This is a genomic window from Rathayibacter sp. AY1D9 (assembly GCF_002932395.1).
Classification (GTDB): Bacteria; Actinomycetota; Actinomycetes; order Actinomycetales; family Microbacteriaceae; genus Rathayibacter.
Genome location: NZ_PSVQ01000055.1, coordinates 1 through 17,262, shown reverse-complemented (window position 1 = coordinate 17,262; position 17,262 = coordinate 1). Strand labels below are relative to the sequence as shown.

The following is a 17,262-nucleotide window of genomic DNA, read 5'->3' as shown; positions in this document are numbered from 1 at the left end:
CCCCCGCACCGACCGCCCCCGCCGGTCCCTCCTCCGCACCGCCCTGATCGGGACGACGACCGCTCTGCTGGCCGTCCTGGTCGCGGCGGCGCTCCTGTTCCACGCGTCCGGCGGACGCTGGTTCATCGTGCAGACGCCCTCCATGGGTACGGCCGCCCCGGTCGGCACCCTCGTCCTCACCGAGCCGACGGCCCTCGAGGACGTCCGGGTCGGCGACGCGGTCAGCTTCCACCCCACCACCACGCCCGACGAGACCTACACCCACCGGGTCGTCGAGATCGCGGACGACGGCACGCTCCGCACCCAGGGCGACATCAACGGAGCCGTCGATCCGTGGGCCACCGGCCAGGACCAGCTCATCGGAGTCGTCACCACGGCGCTGCCGGTGCTCGGCTGGCTCGTGCGCGGCCTGCCGCTGGTGATCATCGGCGCCGTCCTCGTGCAGCTGCTCACCCGCTTCATCGCCTCGCCCACCCAGCGGGCGTCGATGCGGATCCTCGGCCTCTCGCTCGTCGCGTCCGTCACCGTCTTCGTGCTCCGCCCGCTGGTCGGCATCGTCGTCCTCGAGGCCACCGTCGACAGCGGCACGACGAACGCCACGCTCGTCTCGACGGGCGTCCTCCCCATCCGCGTGAGCGCCGAGGGCGCCGACCCCGTCGACCTGGTCTCCGGACAGGTCGGCCGCCTGCAGATCCCGGCGCACGACGGAGACGCCTACGCCCTCTCCTCCGCTCTGCACCTGCCGTTCTGGGGCTGGGTCCTCTTCGTCCTGCTCTGCGCGATCCCGGTGCTCTACACGGTCTTCGTCGGCCTCCCCGGCGAGCCGGAGCGGACCGCCGAGCGCGGCCGCCGCGCCGCCCGCGAGGAGGAGACGGCATGAGCCGGCACCGCCTCTCCGCCGCCTCACCGGCCGCGCGGCTGCGCACCCTCCTCGCCCGTCCGAGGTCTGTCGCCGCCGCCCTCGCCGCCGCCGCTCTGGCCGCCGTGCTGCTCACCGCCCCCGCCACCTCGGGCGCGTACACCGCGTCGATCCTGAACTCGACCAACACGGTCGGCAGCGCCGCCGCGTTCTTCACCTGCGACGGCGCCCTCGCCGCCGACCGCGGGGCCGCGCTCTTCGCCTACACGCTCGCGCAGCCGAGCGGATCGACGACCGCGCCCGACACGGACTCCGGCCAGTACCCGGGCACCTACCGCTCCACCAGCCTCTTCCCGACCGCGATGGTCAGCTCCGCCGCGACGCCCAAGGCCTGCCCGCGCGACGCGGGCGGCTCCTGGACGCCGAACGGCACCAACCAGTACCTGAGCACGCCGCTGGAGATCAGGAACCCCGGCGCCTTCAGCACCGAGATCTGGTTCAAGACCACGAACGCGGGCGGCAAGCTCTTCAGCTTCAGCGCGGGAGCCACCGCTCCCGGCGGCCAGTACGACCGCCACACCTACATCGGCGCCGACGGCAAGCTCGTCTTCGGCGTCTACAACGGCGCCGCGCAGACCATCACGAGCACCCGCGCCGTCAACGACGGGCTCTGGCACCACGTCGTCTCCACGCTCTCGCCGACGGCGGGCATCGCGCTCTGGGTCGACGGCGTGAAGGTCGCCTCGAACAGCACGTACCGCACGGCCGAGAACACGACGGGCACCTGGAAGATCGGATACGACAGCCTGGGCGGCCAGTGGCCGAACGTCGGCTCCTCGTACTTCGGCGGGAGCCTGCGCTACGCCGCGGTGTACTCGACGGTCCTCACGCCGGAGCAGATCCAGACGCACTACGCGGCAGGACGCTGAGCGAACGGCCCGGTCGGCGGCGCCTCCGCAGCCCTAGGGTGAGCGGATGACCACCCCCGCCCTCTCGCGCCGCGCCCGCTTCCACCAGCGGTTCCTCGTGGAGGAGCGCGTGATGCCCCCGGATGCGCGCCGCGGCCTCGACCGGGCCGGCTTCGGCCTCATCGGCGTCGGCGTCGTCCTCTTCGCGGCCTTCACCGCGCAGGTCGCGAGCGGCACCGGCCTCACCGTCCTCGATCCGGTCGTCGCCGAGTGGTTCCGCGAGAAGCGCTCCGCCGAGGGCACGGTCGTGATGGACGCGCTCGCCACCGTCTTCGGGCCGGTCTACCTGCCGGTCATCATCCTGGCGGTGCTCGTGCTCTGGTTCGTCCTCGCGCGGCACCTCTGGCGGCCGATCCTCCTGGCCGGCGGCATGCTCGTCGGGATGCTCAGCGTGCAGCTGGCCGCGCACCTCGTGATGCGGATGCGCCCGCCGGTCGAGTACATGCTGCTCGGGCCCGACGGGACCTTCTCGTTCCCCTCCGGCCACGTCACCGGCGTGAGCGACTTCTTCCTGATCACCACGTTCCTCCTCGCCTCCCGCCGCTCCTCCCGGAGCTGGATGATCGGGGGCTTCGCGCTCTCGCTCGGGATGATCGCCGGCCAGATCGTCGCCCGGCTCTACCTCGGCTACCACTGGCTGACCGACACGCTCGCCTCGGTGTCGCTCGCCCTGATCGTGCTCGGCTCGGTGATCGTGATCGACACCCGCCGGACCGCGGTCGTGCGGGGCCACGCGGACTGACCGGCGCGCCCACCCCTGCGGCGAGGAGCCGGCCGCGGGAGCAGGCCCTGTCGTCAGCCCCGGTCGGCCGGATCCTCCTCGGTGACGATCGGCACCGGCTCCGTCACGCCGATCGTGCTGACGATCGGGACGATCCCGGTGCGGGTGAACGGCTCCTCGGCGGCCGGCGCCGGCTCGTCGGGCAGCGGTGCGGGGTCGACCGCGGCCGGCGCCGACGGGTCGGACGCCGTGAGGCTGGATCCGCTGCCCGACGCTGTGGCGTCCTGTGCGGTGTCCGCCTGCCCGGCCTCGGCGCCGTCGGGGTAGAGGACGTCGGCGGCGAGGGCCTGCTCGATCCCGCGGTCCCGGCGGGTCCGGGCGCGGACCGGCGCCACCGCCCGCACGATCGGGGTGCGCAGGCGGCGGTAGGCGATCCGGCCGAGCGTGACTCCGCCGGCGAGGCCCAGCGCGATCATGCCCGCCTGGAGCAGGAGCTCGATCCCGGCGCTCGGGCCGGCGTTCGAGGTGAGGCCGAGGACGCCGCGGTAGAGGGTGAGGCCGGGCAGGAGGGGGACGATCGCGCACGCGGTCGTCACCACGGCGGGCACCCGCATCCGCTCGGCCAGCATCTCGCCGAGCAGGCCGATCGCCAGCGCCGGGAGGGCGTTGGCCATGAGCGGCGCGAAGCCCGAGGTGGTCAGCGAGTCGGAGACGAGGAACGCACCGGCTCCGGTGAGGGCGGCGATGAGCGCGGGCCGCGGAGGGGTGTGCGACGAGAGCGCCCAGGCGCCCGCCGCGACCCCGGCGCCGAGCACCTGCACGGCGGCCGGCCAGGGGCGGGCGTAGGAGTCGACCAGCACCAGCTCGACCCCGAGCGAGCGCGCGCCGTCGAGCACCACGGCGATGCCGACGACGATGCCCAGCGTCAGCAGGCCGACCTCGAGCAGCCGGCCGCCCGCCGTGATCGGGAACCCGTTGATCGCGTCGTCCGCCGCTCCCACGAACGAGAGCCCGGCGAGGAGCACGACCACCCCCGACGCGACGACGAGCGCGGGCGGCAGCACCGCCAGCTCCACGGGCAGCCGCGGCACGACCGCGAGCAGCACCACCGCCACTCCGGTCGCCAGCGCGGCGCCCGCGATCTGCTGGAAGAAGGCGGGCAGGCCCCAGCGGGCGAGCAGCTGGTTGACCAGGTCGATCGCGGCTGCCGTCGCGGCGGCGAGGAGCACGACGAGGGGTCCGCCCCCGAGCAGGAGCGCGACGCCCGCGGCCATCAGCGCGAGCGTGAGGGTGACGACTCCGCGGCGGTAGCGGTGCGGCTGGACGAGGATCGCGTCGAGCCGGTCGTGCGCGGCCTCGAACTGGTGGCGGGCCTCCTCGCGGGCCTCGGCGGAGTCGACGGCGTCGGCGACCCGCACCTCCGGCGAGCCCTCGGTGATGGCGGTGACGAGCGCCGTCACGCGGGCGAGCCGCTCGTAGTCGGCGCTGCGGGAGGGGACGACGCGCAGCACGCTCACGCTGGGGGAGTCGTCGCCTCCGTCGTGCACGACCAGGATCGACGTGAAGGTGAGGTCGACCTGGCACTCGATGCCGTAGGCGCGGCACACCCGCTGGATCGTCTCGGTCACCTCGGCGGCCGCGGACCCCAGCGAGAGCAGCGTCTCGCCCAGCCGCACGGCCAGCTCGAGCACTCCGCGGACCGTCTGCTCGGCGAGGAGCGCGCGCTGCGCTCGACGGCTCACCGGGGCCGCGGGCCGCTGCCCGCCGAGCTTGCCGACGACCTGCTGCAGAAGACGAGGAGAGCGCACCGTCCAGGGTAGGCACGCGGGGGCCGGTCCGGGGACGGGTTGCGCCGGCTTTCCCGCGGATGTCCGAGCAGCAGTCCTCAGAAGCAGGCGAGCACCCCGGTCGTCAGCCAGAGGGCGGCCTCGAGCTCGGTGTGCAGCTCCCGGCCGAGGGCGAGCCAGCGCTCCTCCGCCTCGGCGCTCCTCCAGCCCTCGAACACGTCGCATCCGGACGCCCAGAGCTCCTGCCAGCGGAGCAGCGGTCCGTGCAGGGCCTCCGGGACGCCGATCGCACCCGGATCGTCGATCGGGCCGTCGACCGCCCAGAGCGGATACTCCGCGCAGTGGTCCGGGTACAGGCGGAGGTCGGCGAGCCGCCCCTCCCGATCGGCCCGCGCGCGGGCGAGGGTGTCCTCCTCGGTCGCGAACGGCGGGACGATCCACTCGATCTGCGTGACGGGATCGACGACTCGGCGTTCCACGGCTCCTCCTCCGCTCCTCGATGCGCGCACGACGGTAGCAGGGCCGTTCCGCGCCGCATCGGAGGGGGCCTGCCTACACTGGCGAGCGACTGCGTCCGCGAACGGGCGGGCGGGGCGAGGGGTGGGAGCGCATGAGGGTTCACGAGCGCGCGGTGCGGCACGGGCGGCTCCGGCGGCGGTCCGGGGTGCGGACAGTGGTGGTCGGGATCGCGGCGGTGGTCGGCGTCCTCGCCGTCAGCGCCACCTCGCTCGTGGCGATCGCGACGGTGAGCATCAGCCGGAACGTCGCCGACAACGCGGTCGACCTCGGCGTCGCTCCTCCCACCGCCGGGAACGTGCAGATGGGCGCGGTCGAGGGCGGCTTCGACGTCCTGGTGGTCGGCACCGACAACGACGCCACGCAGGGCGACTCCTTCGGCGTCCGCGACGACACGCTCAACGACGTCAACATCCTGCTCCACGTCTCGGCCGACCACCGCAGCGCGACGGTGATCAGCTTCCCGCGCGACCTGATCCTGGACCGTCCCGCGTGCACCGACCCCGAGACGGGCGTCGTCACCGAGGCGGCCGCCGGCGTCCCGCTCAACTCCGCGTTCCAGTACGGCGGGCTCGCCTGCGTCAACGACACCCTGCAGCAGTTCACCGGCCTGACGGTGCCCTACGCCGGCTGGGTGTCCTTCAACGGCGTCATCGAGATGAGCAACGCCGTCGGCGGGGTCCCGATCTGCCTCACCGGTCCGATCCTCGACACCGACTCGGGCCTGGACCTGCCCGCCGGCACCTCCACCGTCTCCGGGTCGATGGCCCTCTCGTTCCTCCGCAGCCGCCACGGCGTCGGCGACCAGAGCGACCTCAGCCGCATCTCGTCGCAGCAGCAGTACCTGGCCTCCCTGATGCGCACCGTCCGCTCGGCCGACACCCTCTCGAACATCCCCGCCCTCTACGGACTCGCGCAGGCGACTTCGTCGAACGTGCACCTGTCGACGTCGCTCACGAGCCCGGCGACGATGATCTCGCTCGCCCTCGCGCTGAAGGACGTCGACCTCTCGAAGATGGTGTTCGTGCAGTACCCGGCGCTCGACGACCCGGACTACCCGGGCAAGGTCGTGCCGAACGCCGAGGTCGGCGCCGAGCTCATGAGCCGCGTCCTCAACGACCAGCCGGTGACCCTCGCGTCCGACGCTCCGGCGGAGGAGGCGCCCGCGGCGGAGACGCCCGCGGAGGGCGGCGCGGCTCCGACGGATCCCGCTCCCGTCGCCGTCGACGCTCCGGGTCAGACCGCGGCGGAGGAGACCTGCGCGGTGCCGTCCGACTGACCCGACAGGTCTCGCGACGACGAAGGCGCCCGGGCGGTGTGCCCGGGCGCCTTCGTCGTGCGCGGTGCGCGGCCGTCTACGCGCGGCGGCGGCGGAGCACCGTCAGGGCGAGACCGCCGAGGATGCCGAAGGCGGCCAGGGCGAGCGGCGCGGTCGTCGAGACGCCGGTCGAGGCGAGGACGGGGCGGTGGCCGCCCGTCTGCGCCGCGGGTCCGGAGCCGGCCGGGTGCACTGCGGGCCCGGCGCCGGCAGGGTGCGCCGTGACGGCGGCGACCGCGGCGGAGCAGTCGGCCTCTCCGGCGATCGGGTCCTCCTCCGTCAGCGTGTAGTCGTAGGAGGTGCTCGCCACGAGACCGCTCGACGTGCCGCGGGCGATGACGCAGTAGATCTCGCTCGCCGGGTCCTGCAGAGGGTACTCGCCGAGGGAGATCAGGCTCCAGCCGAGCCCGTCGACGCCGACCTCGAGGCTCGAGCCGCCGCCCGTGAGCGTCTGGCGCGCACCCGAGGTCGAGAAGACGCCGATCGAGACGGTCTCGTCCGCGCCGAAGCCGAGGAGAGCGCCACCGCTGGTGGGCTGTCCGTCCGCCGGGGCGGGCTCGGGCGAAGCCCCCTGGGGCCAGATCCGGATCGCGGTGCGCGAGGGGACCTGCTCCAGCGACGACGTCACGGAGCGTCCGCTGGTCTCTCCCGTGGCGGTGACGGAGAAGGTGCCCAGCTGGTCCGCCATGGTGTCGGCGTCGAGCAGGACGAAGGCCTCGCCCGAGAGCGGGGTCGGCGCGGGGGGCACGAGGGCGGAGGTGCTGCCGTCGGGCGCGGTGAGCGTGACGGACACGTCCTCGCCGCGGTCGAATCCGCGGAACGAGGCGACGACGCCGTAGATCCGGAACTCTCCGACCTGGATGTCCGCACCGGCCGGGAGCACCCCGCCGTCCTCCCGGTTCTGGAAGACGACGCTCGTGTCGGGCTGCGTCACGGTCAGCTCGACGGCATCGGAGGCGACACGGGCGCCCGAGGCGTCGAGTCCCTCCGCGACGACGGAGATCGTCTCGCCGGGGAGCGGGAGGTGGGGGTCCACCGCGACGCCGTCCGCGTCGGTGGGGAGCCAGTCCTGGAGGCGGAGCTCGCCGGAGGCGGTGATCACGCTGGTGGTGACGGCCTCCTCCGAGGCGCCGTCGCGGAGCACGACGACGGCGACGGTGCCGGGCTGGAAACCGGTCCCGGACACGTCCAGGCCGCCGGCCCAGCCCTCCGCCGAGGGGATCGCGGAGAACGCCGAGCCCGCTTCGTAGGTGGTGCGGTCGAGGGCGATCGCCAGGGGCGACTGCGCGCTCTCGACGGGCGCGGTGGTCGGAGCCGGAGTGGGCGCCGGAGTCGAGGCCGGCTGCGGCGTCGCCGTGGGCTCCGGAGTCGCGGTCGGCTCCGCGGTGGGAGCCGGCTCGGCCGGTGCGGGGCTCGAGGCGGCGTCAGGGACGACCTCGGTGGCCAGGGCGACGGACGGGAACGCGAGCGCCCCCAGCAGTGCCGCAGTGGTGATGATGGTGACGCCGTGGCGTCGTCGCGCAGAACGCACGATTCCTGCTTTCTCCGAGCCGCTGATCGCGGTCGGCTTCCCCATGAGCGGGGGACGATCGCCCCCTGTGGCCGAGTGTGTCCTATGCGGAACCTCAGCCGGTGCCGGATCCTGCAACGATCCGATCACGCCGCGCGGCGCGAGGTGACGGTTCGGTCACGGCCGGGCGCGGCGATTCTGACGGGCCGGTGGTCGTCGCTCTCCGGAGGCTCCTCAGGCCGGCGGCACGACCAGCAGGACCACGCCGATCGCGGCGCTCACCGCGGCGACCACGCACCAGCGCTCCGCCCGGGTTCCCGCGGGTCCGCGCGTCCGCGCCACGGCGCCGAGACCGATCGCGAGCACGGCGATGCCGATCTGCAGGGCCACCGTCGTCCGGATCAGCGCCCACGCCTCGAAGGCGCTCGCTCCGGTCGATCCGGTGGCGAGGAGCGGCACTCCGCCGACGCCCGCCGGGACGAGCAGCAGGCCGGATCCGATCGCCAGCGCCGCGACCAGGTGGGCGAGCACGTCGTCCAGCGCGGTCCGAGGCGGCGCGCCGACCGGCGCGAGGGCGGCGGTGCCGGGCCTGATCGCGACCGTGCGGAGGTGCATGGGGCGAGCGTAGGCCCGGACCGCACCCGAGCGGACCCCCTGCGGAGGCCCCTGTCCGGTGGGCATTCCGGGGGAGGATCGGCGCTGAGCGAGTAGTCGAGGGCCCCGCCCTCCGGTCGCTCGTCGACGCCGTCCGTGCGGCTCGCTTCACGCCCGTCAGTCGCTGCTCCCGGTCCAGGTCCCTTCGATCACCTGGATCAGGTCGTGCCGCTCATCGGGGCCCAGATCCGGTTCGAACTCGACGACGAGCCGGTCCGACCGGTAGACGTCCCTCGTGTTGTACACCGTCGCCTGCCGCGCGAGATCGAGGGAGTGGTAGCGGTGGATCGACGCCCCGGGCCCGTCGACGCCCTCCACGCACCCACGACGATCTCCGCAGGCCTCCCTGCTCGGAGCGGCAGCGCGCTCGAGTCCGTCCAGCTCCGCGCGGGTGACGTCCCGGATCGTGATCCTCGATCTCGAGTCGTCGAGGAGGAGCCCCGCTCCGAAGACGGCGGCTCCGCCGACGACGGCCCCGACGACGAGACCCGCCGCCCCGAAGACGACGGCGGTCCGGCCGACCGTTCCCGTGGCTCTGCTCGTCGCTGTCATGGAGGTCCTCTCTTCGGCCGGCTGCTCGGGCGGACGGCGGAGTGCCACCGCATCCGGAGAACCTCCCAGCGCTCATCGGCGGAGTCAAGAGCGCACACCTCGATGGCAGGAGATGTGGCGCGATCGTCGACGCAGAGGGTGCAGCAGCAGGCTCCGCATCCGCCCGGCGCCTCCGCCTCAGGCGCCGTCTCCGGCAGGATCAGGGGATGCGCCTGCAGACCCTCACCACCGGATCCGGACCACGACACGTCGGGCTGGTGCACGGTCTCGGCGGGTCGGCGGCGACCTGGGGGCCGCTCGTCGAGCGGCTCGTCGCGACCGGCCGTCACACCGTCACCGCCGTCGATCTGCGCGGGCACGGCGAGAGCCCGCGGGCCGAGTCGTACCGGATCGACGACATGGCCGCCGATCTGGTCGAGACGCTGCCGGCAGGGCTCCACAGCGTGGTCGGCCACTCGCTCGGCGGCGCGGTGCTGCAGCGTGCCGTCGCCGGACTCGCGCCCGGCCGGGCCGTCTACCTCGATCCCGGGTTCGCCCTGTCGCTCCCCACGAGCGGCCTGCGCGGACGGCTGTTCTGGGCGGCACCGCTGCTGTCGCTCGGCGTCGCCCAGCTCGGGCAGGCGCGGGCGAGCGCCGCGGTCCGCGCCGCCTACAGCCCGGAGATCCGCGCGCTGCTCGACGACGCGAAGAAGAGGTTCGACGCGCGGATGGCCGTCGGCGTGTTCCGGGACGTCGCCTTCCACCCGGTCCCGGTCGAGGCGCCGGCGGTCCCGTCGACGGTCGTGCTCTCCGACCAGTCGCCGGCGGTGCTGCCGGACGCCCTGGCCGCGCGGTTCGAGCAGCGGGGCTGGCAGGTGCGCCGGCTCCCGGGCGTGCACCACGACATGCAGCTCGAGGACCCGGACGGGACGTTCGCCGCGATCGCGGACGTGCTCTAGCCGCCCCCTCCGCGGGTCGGGCGCCGGTGAGCGGGAATTCCCCGGATGCATCCGTACCCGCGGATCGAGACGGCGGGCGATCCCGGAGGCCCGCCCGCCGTCCTCCTGCGCCCGCCGTCAGCGGACGGTCGTCGCGGCGGTGTCGGTGTTGCTGCGCATCGACGGGTCCGGTGTCCTGACCGAGAACGCGGCGGCGAAGGCGGTCGCGGTGCCGGTGCGCGTGGCCGTGACGGTGATCCTCTCGGTGACGGTCTGCCCGTTCGCGAGACTCGAGCGCGGGAAGATCACGATGCTCCCGATGCGGCTGTACGAGCCCGTGGCGGAGACGAACTGCACGGTCGGGGGGAGGACCACCTTCGAGAAGACGGACGCCGATGTGGAGGGTCCGGCGTTCTTCGTGATGAGCGTGTACGTGAACGTCCTCCCCTTCACCGCGGTGGTCGGAGCGGAGACGTCGACGCGCAGGTCGGCCCTCGTGGTCGCCTTCTGCGGAGAGACGGTCAGCGTGCTCGCCGCCTCGACGGTGCCCGCCGGGTTCACCGCGCGGAGGGTGAAGCCGTACGTCCCCGCGGTGGTCGGGGTGCCGGTGAGGCGGCCTGAGCCGTCGAGGGCGAGCCCGGGAGGCAGAGTGCCCGACACGACGGTGACGACCGGCGCCGGGGATCCGGTCGCCGTGTACGTGAAGTCGTAGGCGGAGCCGACCACGCCGGCCGCGGCCGTCCCCGAGAGGGTCGGAGCGGTCGCCGCCGGTCCGACGGTGAGGGTGTGGGGCGCGCCGGTGGTGGTGCCGAAGGTGGTGCGGGCGGACACGGTGAAGGAGGACGCTCCCTCGACGGTCGGGGTGCCGGAGAGGACGCCCGCGGAGGTGAGGGTCAGGCCGGCCGGGAGGGACCCGGAGGCGAGCTCGAACGTCGACGCGCCGCCGGTGGCGAAGGTGTAGGAGAAGGGCGCTCCGAGAGGCGCCGTCGCCGGAGGGGCGTCGGCCGTGAAGACGGGCCGAGCGCCGAGGGCGAGGCTGTGGAAGCTGCCGCCGGACACGGCGGTGGCGCCGGTGAGTCCCGCCGGCACGGAGGCCTCTCCGAAGCCGTCGTAGCCCCAGGCGGTGACGGTGCCGTCGCGGCGCACAGCGAGGCTGTGGTACCCGCCGGCGGCGACGGCGGTGACGTCCGCGAGGCCGTCGGGGACGTCGGACTGGCCGTCGCTGTCGCTGCCCCAGGCGACGACGGTCCCGTCCGAGCGCAGCGCGAGGCTGTGGGAGGCTCCGGCGGAGACGGCGGTGACGCCGGTGAGTCCCGGGGGCACGTCGGTCTGCCCGAAGGCGTCGTATCCCCAGGCGGTGACGGTGCCGTCGCGGTGCAGCGCGAGGTCGTGGAATCGGCCGGCGGCGATGGCGACGACTCCGCTGAGCCCGTCCGGCACGGTCGCCTGGCCGTAGAAGTCGTATCCCCAGGCGGTGACGGTCCCGTCGCCGTGCAGGGCGAGGTTGTGGTAGCCGCCGGCAGCGATGGCGGTGACGTCGGCGAGCCCGTCCGGCACTGTGGCCTGCCCGTCGCCGTCGTCGCCCCAGGCGGTGACGGTCCCGTCTCTCCGCAGGGCGAGGCTGTGGTTCACGCCGGCGTCGACGGCGACGACGTCGTCCAGACCGGTCGGCACGGTGGCCTGCCCGCTGCTGTCCTCGCCCCAGGCGGCGACGGTGCCGTCGCTGCGCAGGGCGAGGCTGTGGGAGCCGCCCGCGGCGATCGCCGTCGCGTCGGTGAGCCCAGCCGGCGCAGTGACCTGCCCGCTGGAGTCGTCACCCCAGCCGACGACACCGGTCGCAGCGGGAGCCGCGGCGACCGCGGACAGGGGAGCCGTGGTCCCGAGGAGGAGCGCGACGGTCGCCGTCAGCGCGAGCAGGCCGAGCGCCGGCCGAGGCCTCGTCCTCCGCTCAGGGGTCGAGCGGGCCGTACCGGCGTCCGGGTCGGTCGGGCGGGAGGCGGAGGGAGAGCGCATGCTGGAGCCTTCGATCGGGTCGACGGTGGGCGGCCGTCTCCGAACAGTGGCACCCGGTCCCACCGCCGACAACAGCCTCTAGCGGACATGTCCGCAACAGGGCAGGGGCCGGTGCGCGGAGGATGCGTCGGCCTCGGAACGGGCCCGCGGAGCATCCCCCACCGGTGCCGGGGCCGGTCCCGACGGATCGCGCGCAGGCGTCTCGCGCAGACCGATCGCGGCGAGACGTTCTCCTCCCGGCCACCCGTGCCGGACGCCCCGGCCCCTACCGTGGCCGCATGACAGCAGCGGAGTCAGGACGTCCCGGAGCCCGTGAGCGGGGCTCGAGCGGGATTATCGCGGCCGGCGCTCTGATGCTCGCCTCGGCCGGGCTGCAGCAGCTCGCCGCCGTTCAGCGCTGGGCCGTCGCCGGGCCGATCCTGGGCGAGCAGGCGATCGAGGACCACCGGTACGACTACTCGTGGCCCTCCGATCCGTGGGAGAACGTCGGATCGGCAGCGCAGCTGCTCGGGATCGGGCACCTCCTCGTCGCTCTCGCCGTCCTCGCCGCGGTCGGTCCGGGACGGCGGCGCCCGGTCGCGGTGCTGCGGACCGTGGTCGCCGCGGCGTTCGGCTGCCTCGGCCTGCACGCGGTCCTGTCCGGGATCCTCGGCGCACCGACGATCCTGCAGGCGATGCTCCCGGCGGTCGTGCTGGGACTGGTCGCGCCCACCGCTCTTCTCGCGCTCGCGGTCCTCGTGGCGAGGACGTCGCCCCTCCGCGCAGCGTCGTTCGTCCTCCTGATCGGATCGACGCTGCCCGGCTACCTCGTCGCGACGTTCGCGATCGCTCCCGCGCTCGTCGGCTCCCAGTCGTACGACACCACGCCCTGGACGGAGTCGGTCGTCGCCGCCTCGGTGGCGCTCGCCGGGGCGCCGCTCCTGCTCGAAGCGCTGATCCGCTCGATCGTGCATCGCGCGGGGGCCGTGCCGCGTCGCGAGTCGCCGGGAGCCGACGCGTCCTGATCGAACGGCGGGCTCACCCGGCCCGCTCGGTTGTGCCGATCCCCCCGGACGCGAGGAAGGGCCGCCCCGAGGGACGGCCCTTCCCGCGACTCCGTCGGCCCGCGCTCCTCCAGAGGAGCCGGGCCGACGAGTGCTCAGTGCTGGCGGATCTTGTCGATCAGCTTCCCGCCGAGGTCCTTGACCTTGTCGGTGATGGGGGTGCTCGACTTCGGGCGCTCGGTGACGGTGAACGGCAGGGTGATCGCCTTGCCGGTCTGGTCGCCGGTCACCGTGACGCTGTAGTCGCCGGGCGTGGTGGGCGCCTTCGCCGTGACGGTGAGGCCGCCGCCGGCGAGGTCGCGGGTCGCGGTGCGGTCCGTGAAGAGGGGCGCGGAGCCGATCAGCTGCGTGTCCCCGTTGAAGCCCTTCGCGGTGAGGGTGACGTCGGCTCCGGGGGCGAACGACGAGCCGGAGAGCTCGGCGGTGGCTCCGAAGCTCATCGAGCGGATGTCGCGGTCCACTCCGAGCGCGTTCGTGATGGTGAAGAACGTGTCGGTCTGGTCGGTGAGCCCGGCGACGTTCGCCGCGCCCGGTCCGTAGGCGGCGATGCGCAGCTGCGTTCCGGTGTGCTGCTGCGATCCGCCCTCGGCGGCGGTGCCGTACGACACCTTCATGGTGCTGCCGTCGGCGGTCTTCAGCGCGGTGCTGAGCGAGGTCGGCGGGGTGGAGTCGACGATCTGGCTGGAGTGGGCGTGGTCGGCGGTGACGATGACGAGGGTGTTCCCGTCCGCCTCGGCGAACGCGAGCGCGGCCTGGACGGCCTCGTCGAGGTCGACGGTCTCGCCGATCTGGCCGCACGCGTTCGCGGCGTGGTCCTGCTTGTCGATGCTCGCGCCCTCGACCTGGAGGAAGAAGCCCTTGTCGCCGGTGTCGAGGAGGTCGATCGCCTTCTCGGTCATGGAGCGGAGCGTCGGCTGCTCGGCCGGACGGTCGGGGTTCGCGACGCAGGTCTGCGGGGCGGCGTCCGCTCCGCCGACCGTCGCCGGGGTGGGCGCGTAGCGGACGGGCAGGTTGCCGGAGTTGAACAGTCCGAGCACGGGCGCGTCCTGGTCGGCGACGGTCAGCGCGTCGAGCTGCGCGGCGGTGGCGGCAGTCGTGGCGTCCCCGAGCACCTGGAAGCCGCGCTCCGCGGCCTGCTGGAACAGCGGCTCGCCGCTCCAGTCGCCGGCGCGGGCGACCTGCGCGAAGCTGGCCGAGCCTCCGCCGAGGGTCAGGTCGGCGCGGGTGTCGAGGATCTGCTCGCTGATCGAGCCGAGTCCGCCGTTCTCCAGCGCGTCGTCGCCGCAGCTCGCGCTGTCGGGTCCGTAGCAGCTGCGGGCGTCGACGTGAGCGGCCTGCACGGCCGGGGTGGCGTCCTGGATCTCGGCGGTGGTGACGTTGCCGGTCTTCAGGCCGTTCGCCTTCGCGATCTCGAGGAGGGTGTCCTTGCGCTGCTGGTCGATGTCGACCGAGATGGCGTTGTCGTAGGTCTTGGTGCCGGTGGCCCAGGCGCTGCCGGTGGCGGCGGAGTCGGGCACGTAGTCCGGGGCGCCCTTGACGGCGCCCGTCGCCGGGTCGTCCGCGCGGTAGAGCGAGTAGGTCGTGTACTGGCCGGTGATCGGCAGGGCGTCGATCCCGGGGAAGCGGCCGGCCGCTCCGTACTGGTAGTTGCGGGCGACGGTGATCTCCGAATCGCCCATGCCGTCCCCGATGAGGAGGATGACGTTCTTCGCGTCCTGCTCCTTCACCGCTGCGCGCAGCGAGTCGGAGAGGTCGGCGTCGACCGGGGAGATGCGGGCGGCTCCGCCGGTGGCGGAGAGGTCGGCGGCACCGACAGCAGTGGCGGCGCCGGGTGCGGCCAGTGCGGCGGCGCAGACCAGAGCAGCGGCCGAGAGGGCCAGAGCGGAGCGTCCGCGGTTCGCGGAGCGGAACAGTCGTGTCACGTCGTGGACTCCTTGAGAGGTGAGACCCCGGAAAGGGGCACGCTCATCTCACTCCGGATCGCCCCGTCGGTGGGTGAACGGTGATGCATAGCTGAGTGAACTTTCCGACGAGGGCTCTCGGCCCCGGCGGCCCGCCGGAGCGTCCTGCCGACCGGCGTCCTGCCGACCGGCGCTCACCGGGAGCGTCGGTCGGCAGGGGCGCGGTCGCCGGGAGCCTTTCGGGTCAGCGCTGGACGAGCGGGACGGCGATGTCCGTGACGTTCGCACCGATGGCGCCGAGCGGAGTCGCCGTGCCGTTCAGCAGTCCGATCTCGTAGAGCGACCCGTTGACGGCGGCGAGGCCGACCGAGCCGATGGAGCTGCCGTTGCGGAGGACGGAGTAGATGTCGAAGCCGGTCGCACCCGCTGCGTCGAGGCCGAGCTTCCCGGTCGGCGCCAGGGTGCCGGCATTGGCCGGGGACTGGATGGCGATCTGGTCGAGGGCCGTGTCGAGGACGAACAGGGTGGTCGCGCTGTTCGCGTCGAGGTCGTTGTTCGTGTACGCGGCCCCGGCGACACCGGTGGCCACGGCGGGCGCGGCGTAGCTGAGCGTGCCGTCGGCGACCGTCGCGGCGCCCGCGGTGGCGAACGGCTGACGGAGGTTCTGGCCCGTGTCGCTGACCACGCGGAGCGCGTTCGCGGCGGGGTTGAAGTCGACGCCGAAGGAGGTGCCGCTCAGCGCCACGGTGAGACGGGTCACCTGGGTGGCCACCCCGGTGGACGGGTTGATGGAGTAGACGCCGGCGCTCGCCGCGTTGTCGCCGACGCCGTAGAGGGCGCCGTCCTGGACGCGGTAGTCGATGCCGATGAGCGCGGTGTCGCCGCCGGTCAGGCCGCTGACGGCGACGCGGTTCGTGACCTTGCCGGGCTTGGTCGGGTTGAACTGCACGAGCTTCGTGCCGCCGTCGGAGAGTCCGACGACCCGCAGCTTCGCCGCCACGGAGCGGACCGCGTTGATCAGGTTCCTGTCCGACGCGCTGCTGGAGTCGCTGGTCGCCGCGGCCGGAGCGACGCTGCTCGCACCGGCGAGCACGGGTGCCACCGCCATCACGCCCGCGACGGCGACAGCTGCGATACCGACTCTGATGTTCCTGGTCATCGTGCACTGCTCGAGACTTGCGGTCGCCGGAGATCGGCGGCTCGGAGGGGGATACCGTCCGGAGCGCGCGAGCGTTCATCCGATCCGGAGATCCGTGCCCCGTCACTCCAGAGAGCCGTCGGCGAACCGGCGGAGCGCGGCCGCGTAGCGGTCCGGGTCCCGGTGGTCGCTGTCGGTCAGGAGCAGCACCGAGCCGGAGACGGCGCGCGTGTACTCGCCGCGGCAGGGGAGGGTGACCACCGTCCTCAGTCCGGCCTCCCAGGCGGGGACGAGGGAGCCGAGGCAGCGCCGCTCCGGGGCGGCGTCCAGCGGGACGTCCCGCGCGTCCATCCGGGCGGACCGCAGCTCGTCGTGCCAGGCGCTGAAAGGCGCTCCGAGGGAGTCGTCGCCGAAGCGCTCCCGCCAGCCGGGGCCGCGCGCGAGGTCGAGGAGGCGTGCGCGCTCGGGGGATCCGTCGGCGGTGCTGGAGAGCTGCCGGAGGAGCGGGCCGGTCTCGACCGCCAGATGCTCGACGCAGTCCTGCCACAGCTGAGGCCAGGCGCGCTGCTCGTCGGCGCCGGGCTCCGCCGACCCGACCCGTTCCGGGGACCGCTCGAGCGGCGGCGGCCCGTCGCCCGCCGGAGTGAAGCCCCACGCTTCGCGGATCCAGAGGAGCTCGAGCAGCGCCGCGGGGTTGTCCTCGACCGTGATGACCATCTCCGACGGCCAGGGGTCGCCGGGAAGGGGACGGGATGCGCGCATGGGAGGGGCTCCTTCCGAGGGGATGAGGTCGGATCGTGCCGGAGAAGGCTCCAGGGAGGCTGGGCTCGCGTCGGCCGACGCGCCACTCCTCCGTGCTCCCAGCGGCGTCGCCGGTGATCCTCCGCGCCGGCGGTCCAGGACGGCGCCGAGCGCCTCCCGAATGTCGGTGCCCTCGACCTACACTCGGACGCGTTCGAACACATGTTCGATGCGACGAGGAGGGAGCCGACCGTGAGCGTGACCGTCGTGGAGCGCATCGCGACTCCGGCCTCGGACACCGTCGCCGTCACCTTCCTCGTCACCAGCGAGGCCGTGGCGGCGGGATTCCCGTCGCCGGCGCAGGACTACTTCGACGGGTCCCTCGACCTCAACGACCACCTGATCCGCGACAGGACGTCGACGTTCATCGTCCGTGTCTCGGGCGAGAGCATGGTCGGCGCGGGCATCAGCGACGGCGACGAGCTCGTGGTCGACCGGTCGATCACGCCGACGCACGGGAGCGTCGTCATCGCGATCCTCGACGGCGAGCTGACCGTGAAGCGCCTCGAGCTGCACCCCGGGCGAGTGGTGCTGCGGGCCGAGAACCCGGAGTACCCGCCGATC

Annotated in this window: 16 protein-coding genes; 7 read left to right on the top strand and 9 right to left on the bottom strand. The window is 73.7% G+C overall.

The window, feature by feature from the left end; translation table 11 throughout:
* The 3 genes from C5C50_RS17130 to C5C50_RS15900 all read left to right on the top strand — a co-directional run.
* Window positions 1-880, top strand: an 880-nt coding sequence (locus C5C50_RS17130; RefSeq protein WP_104273886.1) for a S26 family signal peptidase, incomplete at its 5' end; no start/stop codon positions are given.
* The gene (locus tag C5C50_RS15905; protein ID WP_104273885.1) at window positions 877-1,788 is read left to right on the top strand and encodes a LamG domain-containing protein; all 912 of its coding nucleotides are present in this window, start codon (window positions 877-879) and stop codon (window positions 1,786-1,788) included. The genes C5C50_RS17130 and C5C50_RS15905, both read left to right, overlap by 4 nt.
* Window positions 1,789-1,834: 46 nt before the next feature.
* Window positions 1,835-2,569, top strand: a complete 735-nt coding sequence (locus C5C50_RS15900) for a phosphatase PAP2 family protein (protein WP_104273884.1) — start codon at window positions 1,835-1,837, stop codon at window positions 2,567-2,569.
* A gap of 53 nt (window positions 2,570-2,622) precedes the next feature.
* Here the strand turns inward: C5C50_RS15900 and C5C50_RS15895 are convergent, their stop codons facing one another.
* Together C5C50_RS15895 and C5C50_RS17125 are read right to left on the bottom strand one after the other, a co-directional pair.
* Window positions 2,623-4,356, bottom strand: a complete 1,734-nt coding sequence (locus tag C5C50_RS15895; protein WP_181133957.1) for a threonine/serine exporter ThrE family protein — start codon at window positions 4,354-4,356, stop codon at window positions 2,623-2,625.
* A 77-nt stretch (window positions 4,357-4,433) separates the two neighbouring features.
* A complete protein-coding gene (locus C5C50_RS17125) occupies window positions 4,434-4,814 on the bottom strand; it encodes a hypothetical protein (RefSeq protein ID WP_181133956.1) in 381 nt (126 codons plus the stop codon).
* 131 nt (window positions 4,815-4,945) lie between these two features.
* Between C5C50_RS17125 and C5C50_RS15885 the strand changes: the two genes are divergently transcribed.
* The gene (locus tag C5C50_RS15885) at window positions 4,946-6,130 is read left to right on the top strand and encodes an LCP family protein (protein ID WP_146078973.1); all 1,185 of its coding nucleotides are present in this window, start codon (window positions 4,946-4,948) and stop codon (window positions 6,128-6,130) included.
* Window positions 6,131-6,206: 76 nt separating this feature from the next.
* On the opposite strand, the gene C5C50_RS15880 is transcribed toward C5C50_RS15885, so the two are convergent.
* The 3 genes from C5C50_RS15880 to C5C50_RS15870 all read right to left on the bottom strand — a co-directional run bounded on the left by C5C50_RS15880 (window position 6,207) and on the right by C5C50_RS15870 (window position 8,885).
* A complete protein-coding gene (locus C5C50_RS15880) occupies window positions 6,207-7,700 on the bottom strand; it encodes an LPXTG cell wall anchor domain-containing protein (RefSeq protein WP_146078972.1) in 1,494 nt (497 codons plus the stop codon).
* Between the two features lie 213 nt (window positions 7,701-7,913).
* Complete coding sequence (locus C5C50_RS15875; RefSeq protein ID WP_146085924.1) at window positions 7,914-8,294, bottom strand: hypothetical protein; 381 nt, start codon at window positions 8,292-8,294, stop codon at window positions 7,914-7,916.
* A 156-nt stretch (window positions 8,295-8,450) separates the two neighbouring features.
* The gene (locus tag C5C50_RS15870; RefSeq protein WP_104226555.1) at window positions 8,451-8,885 is read right to left on the bottom strand and encodes a hypothetical protein; all 435 of its coding nucleotides are present in this window, start codon (window positions 8,883-8,885) and stop codon (window positions 8,451-8,453) included.
* Between the two features lie 206 nt (window positions 8,886-9,091).
* Between C5C50_RS15870 and C5C50_RS15865 the strand changes: the two genes are divergently transcribed.
* Entirely contained in the window at window positions 9,092-9,823 is a 732-nt protein-coding gene (locus C5C50_RS15865) for an alpha/beta fold hydrolase (RefSeq protein WP_104273881.1), read from the top strand.
* Window positions 9,824-9,940: 117 nt separating this feature from the next.
* Here the strand turns inward: C5C50_RS15865 and C5C50_RS15860 are convergent, their stop codons facing one another.
* Window positions 9,941-11,815: a DUF11 domain-containing protein gene (locus tag C5C50_RS15860; RefSeq protein WP_104273880.1), complete on the bottom strand. Its 1,875-nt coding sequence runs from the start codon at window positions 11,813-11,815 to the stop codon at window positions 9,941-9,943.
* Between the two features lie 278 nt (window positions 11,816-12,093).
* Between C5C50_RS15860 and C5C50_RS15855 the strand changes: the two genes are divergently transcribed.
* Window positions 12,094-12,819: a hypothetical protein gene (locus tag C5C50_RS15855; RefSeq protein ID WP_146079477.1), complete on the top strand. Its 726-nt coding sequence runs from the start codon at window positions 12,094-12,096 to the stop codon at window positions 12,817-12,819.
* Between the two features lie 134 nt (window positions 12,820-12,953).
* On the opposite strand, the gene phoA is transcribed toward C5C50_RS15855, so the two are convergent.
* The 3 genes from phoA to C5C50_RS15840 all read right to left on the bottom strand — a co-directional run bounded on the left by phoA (window position 12,954) and on the right by C5C50_RS15840 (window position 16,659).
* Window positions 12,954-14,780 (bottom strand): alkaline phosphatase, encoded by a 1,827-nt coding sequence (gene phoA, locus C5C50_RS15850; RefSeq protein WP_258065679.1) that lies wholly within the window; start codon window positions 14,778-14,780, stop codon window positions 12,954-12,956.
* A gap of 223 nt (window positions 14,781-15,003) precedes the next feature.
* Window positions 15,004-15,918, bottom strand: a complete 915-nt coding sequence (locus tag C5C50_RS15845) for a DUF4394 domain-containing protein (RefSeq protein ID WP_219812191.1) — start codon at window positions 15,916-15,918, stop codon at window positions 15,004-15,006.
* 102 nt (window positions 15,919-16,020) lie between these two features.
* On the bottom strand, window positions 16,021-16,659 hold the full coding sequence (locus tag C5C50_RS15840) for a hypothetical protein (RefSeq protein WP_104273879.1): 639 nt from the start codon (window positions 16,657-16,659) through the stop codon (window positions 16,021-16,023).
* A 255-nt stretch (window positions 16,660-16,914) separates the two neighbouring features.
* Between C5C50_RS15840 and C5C50_RS15835 the strand changes: the two genes are divergently transcribed.
* Window positions 16,915-17,262: LexA family transcriptional regulator (locus C5C50_RS15835; RefSeq protein ID WP_258067788.1), on the top strand; the 348-nt coding region annotated here is incomplete at its 3' end.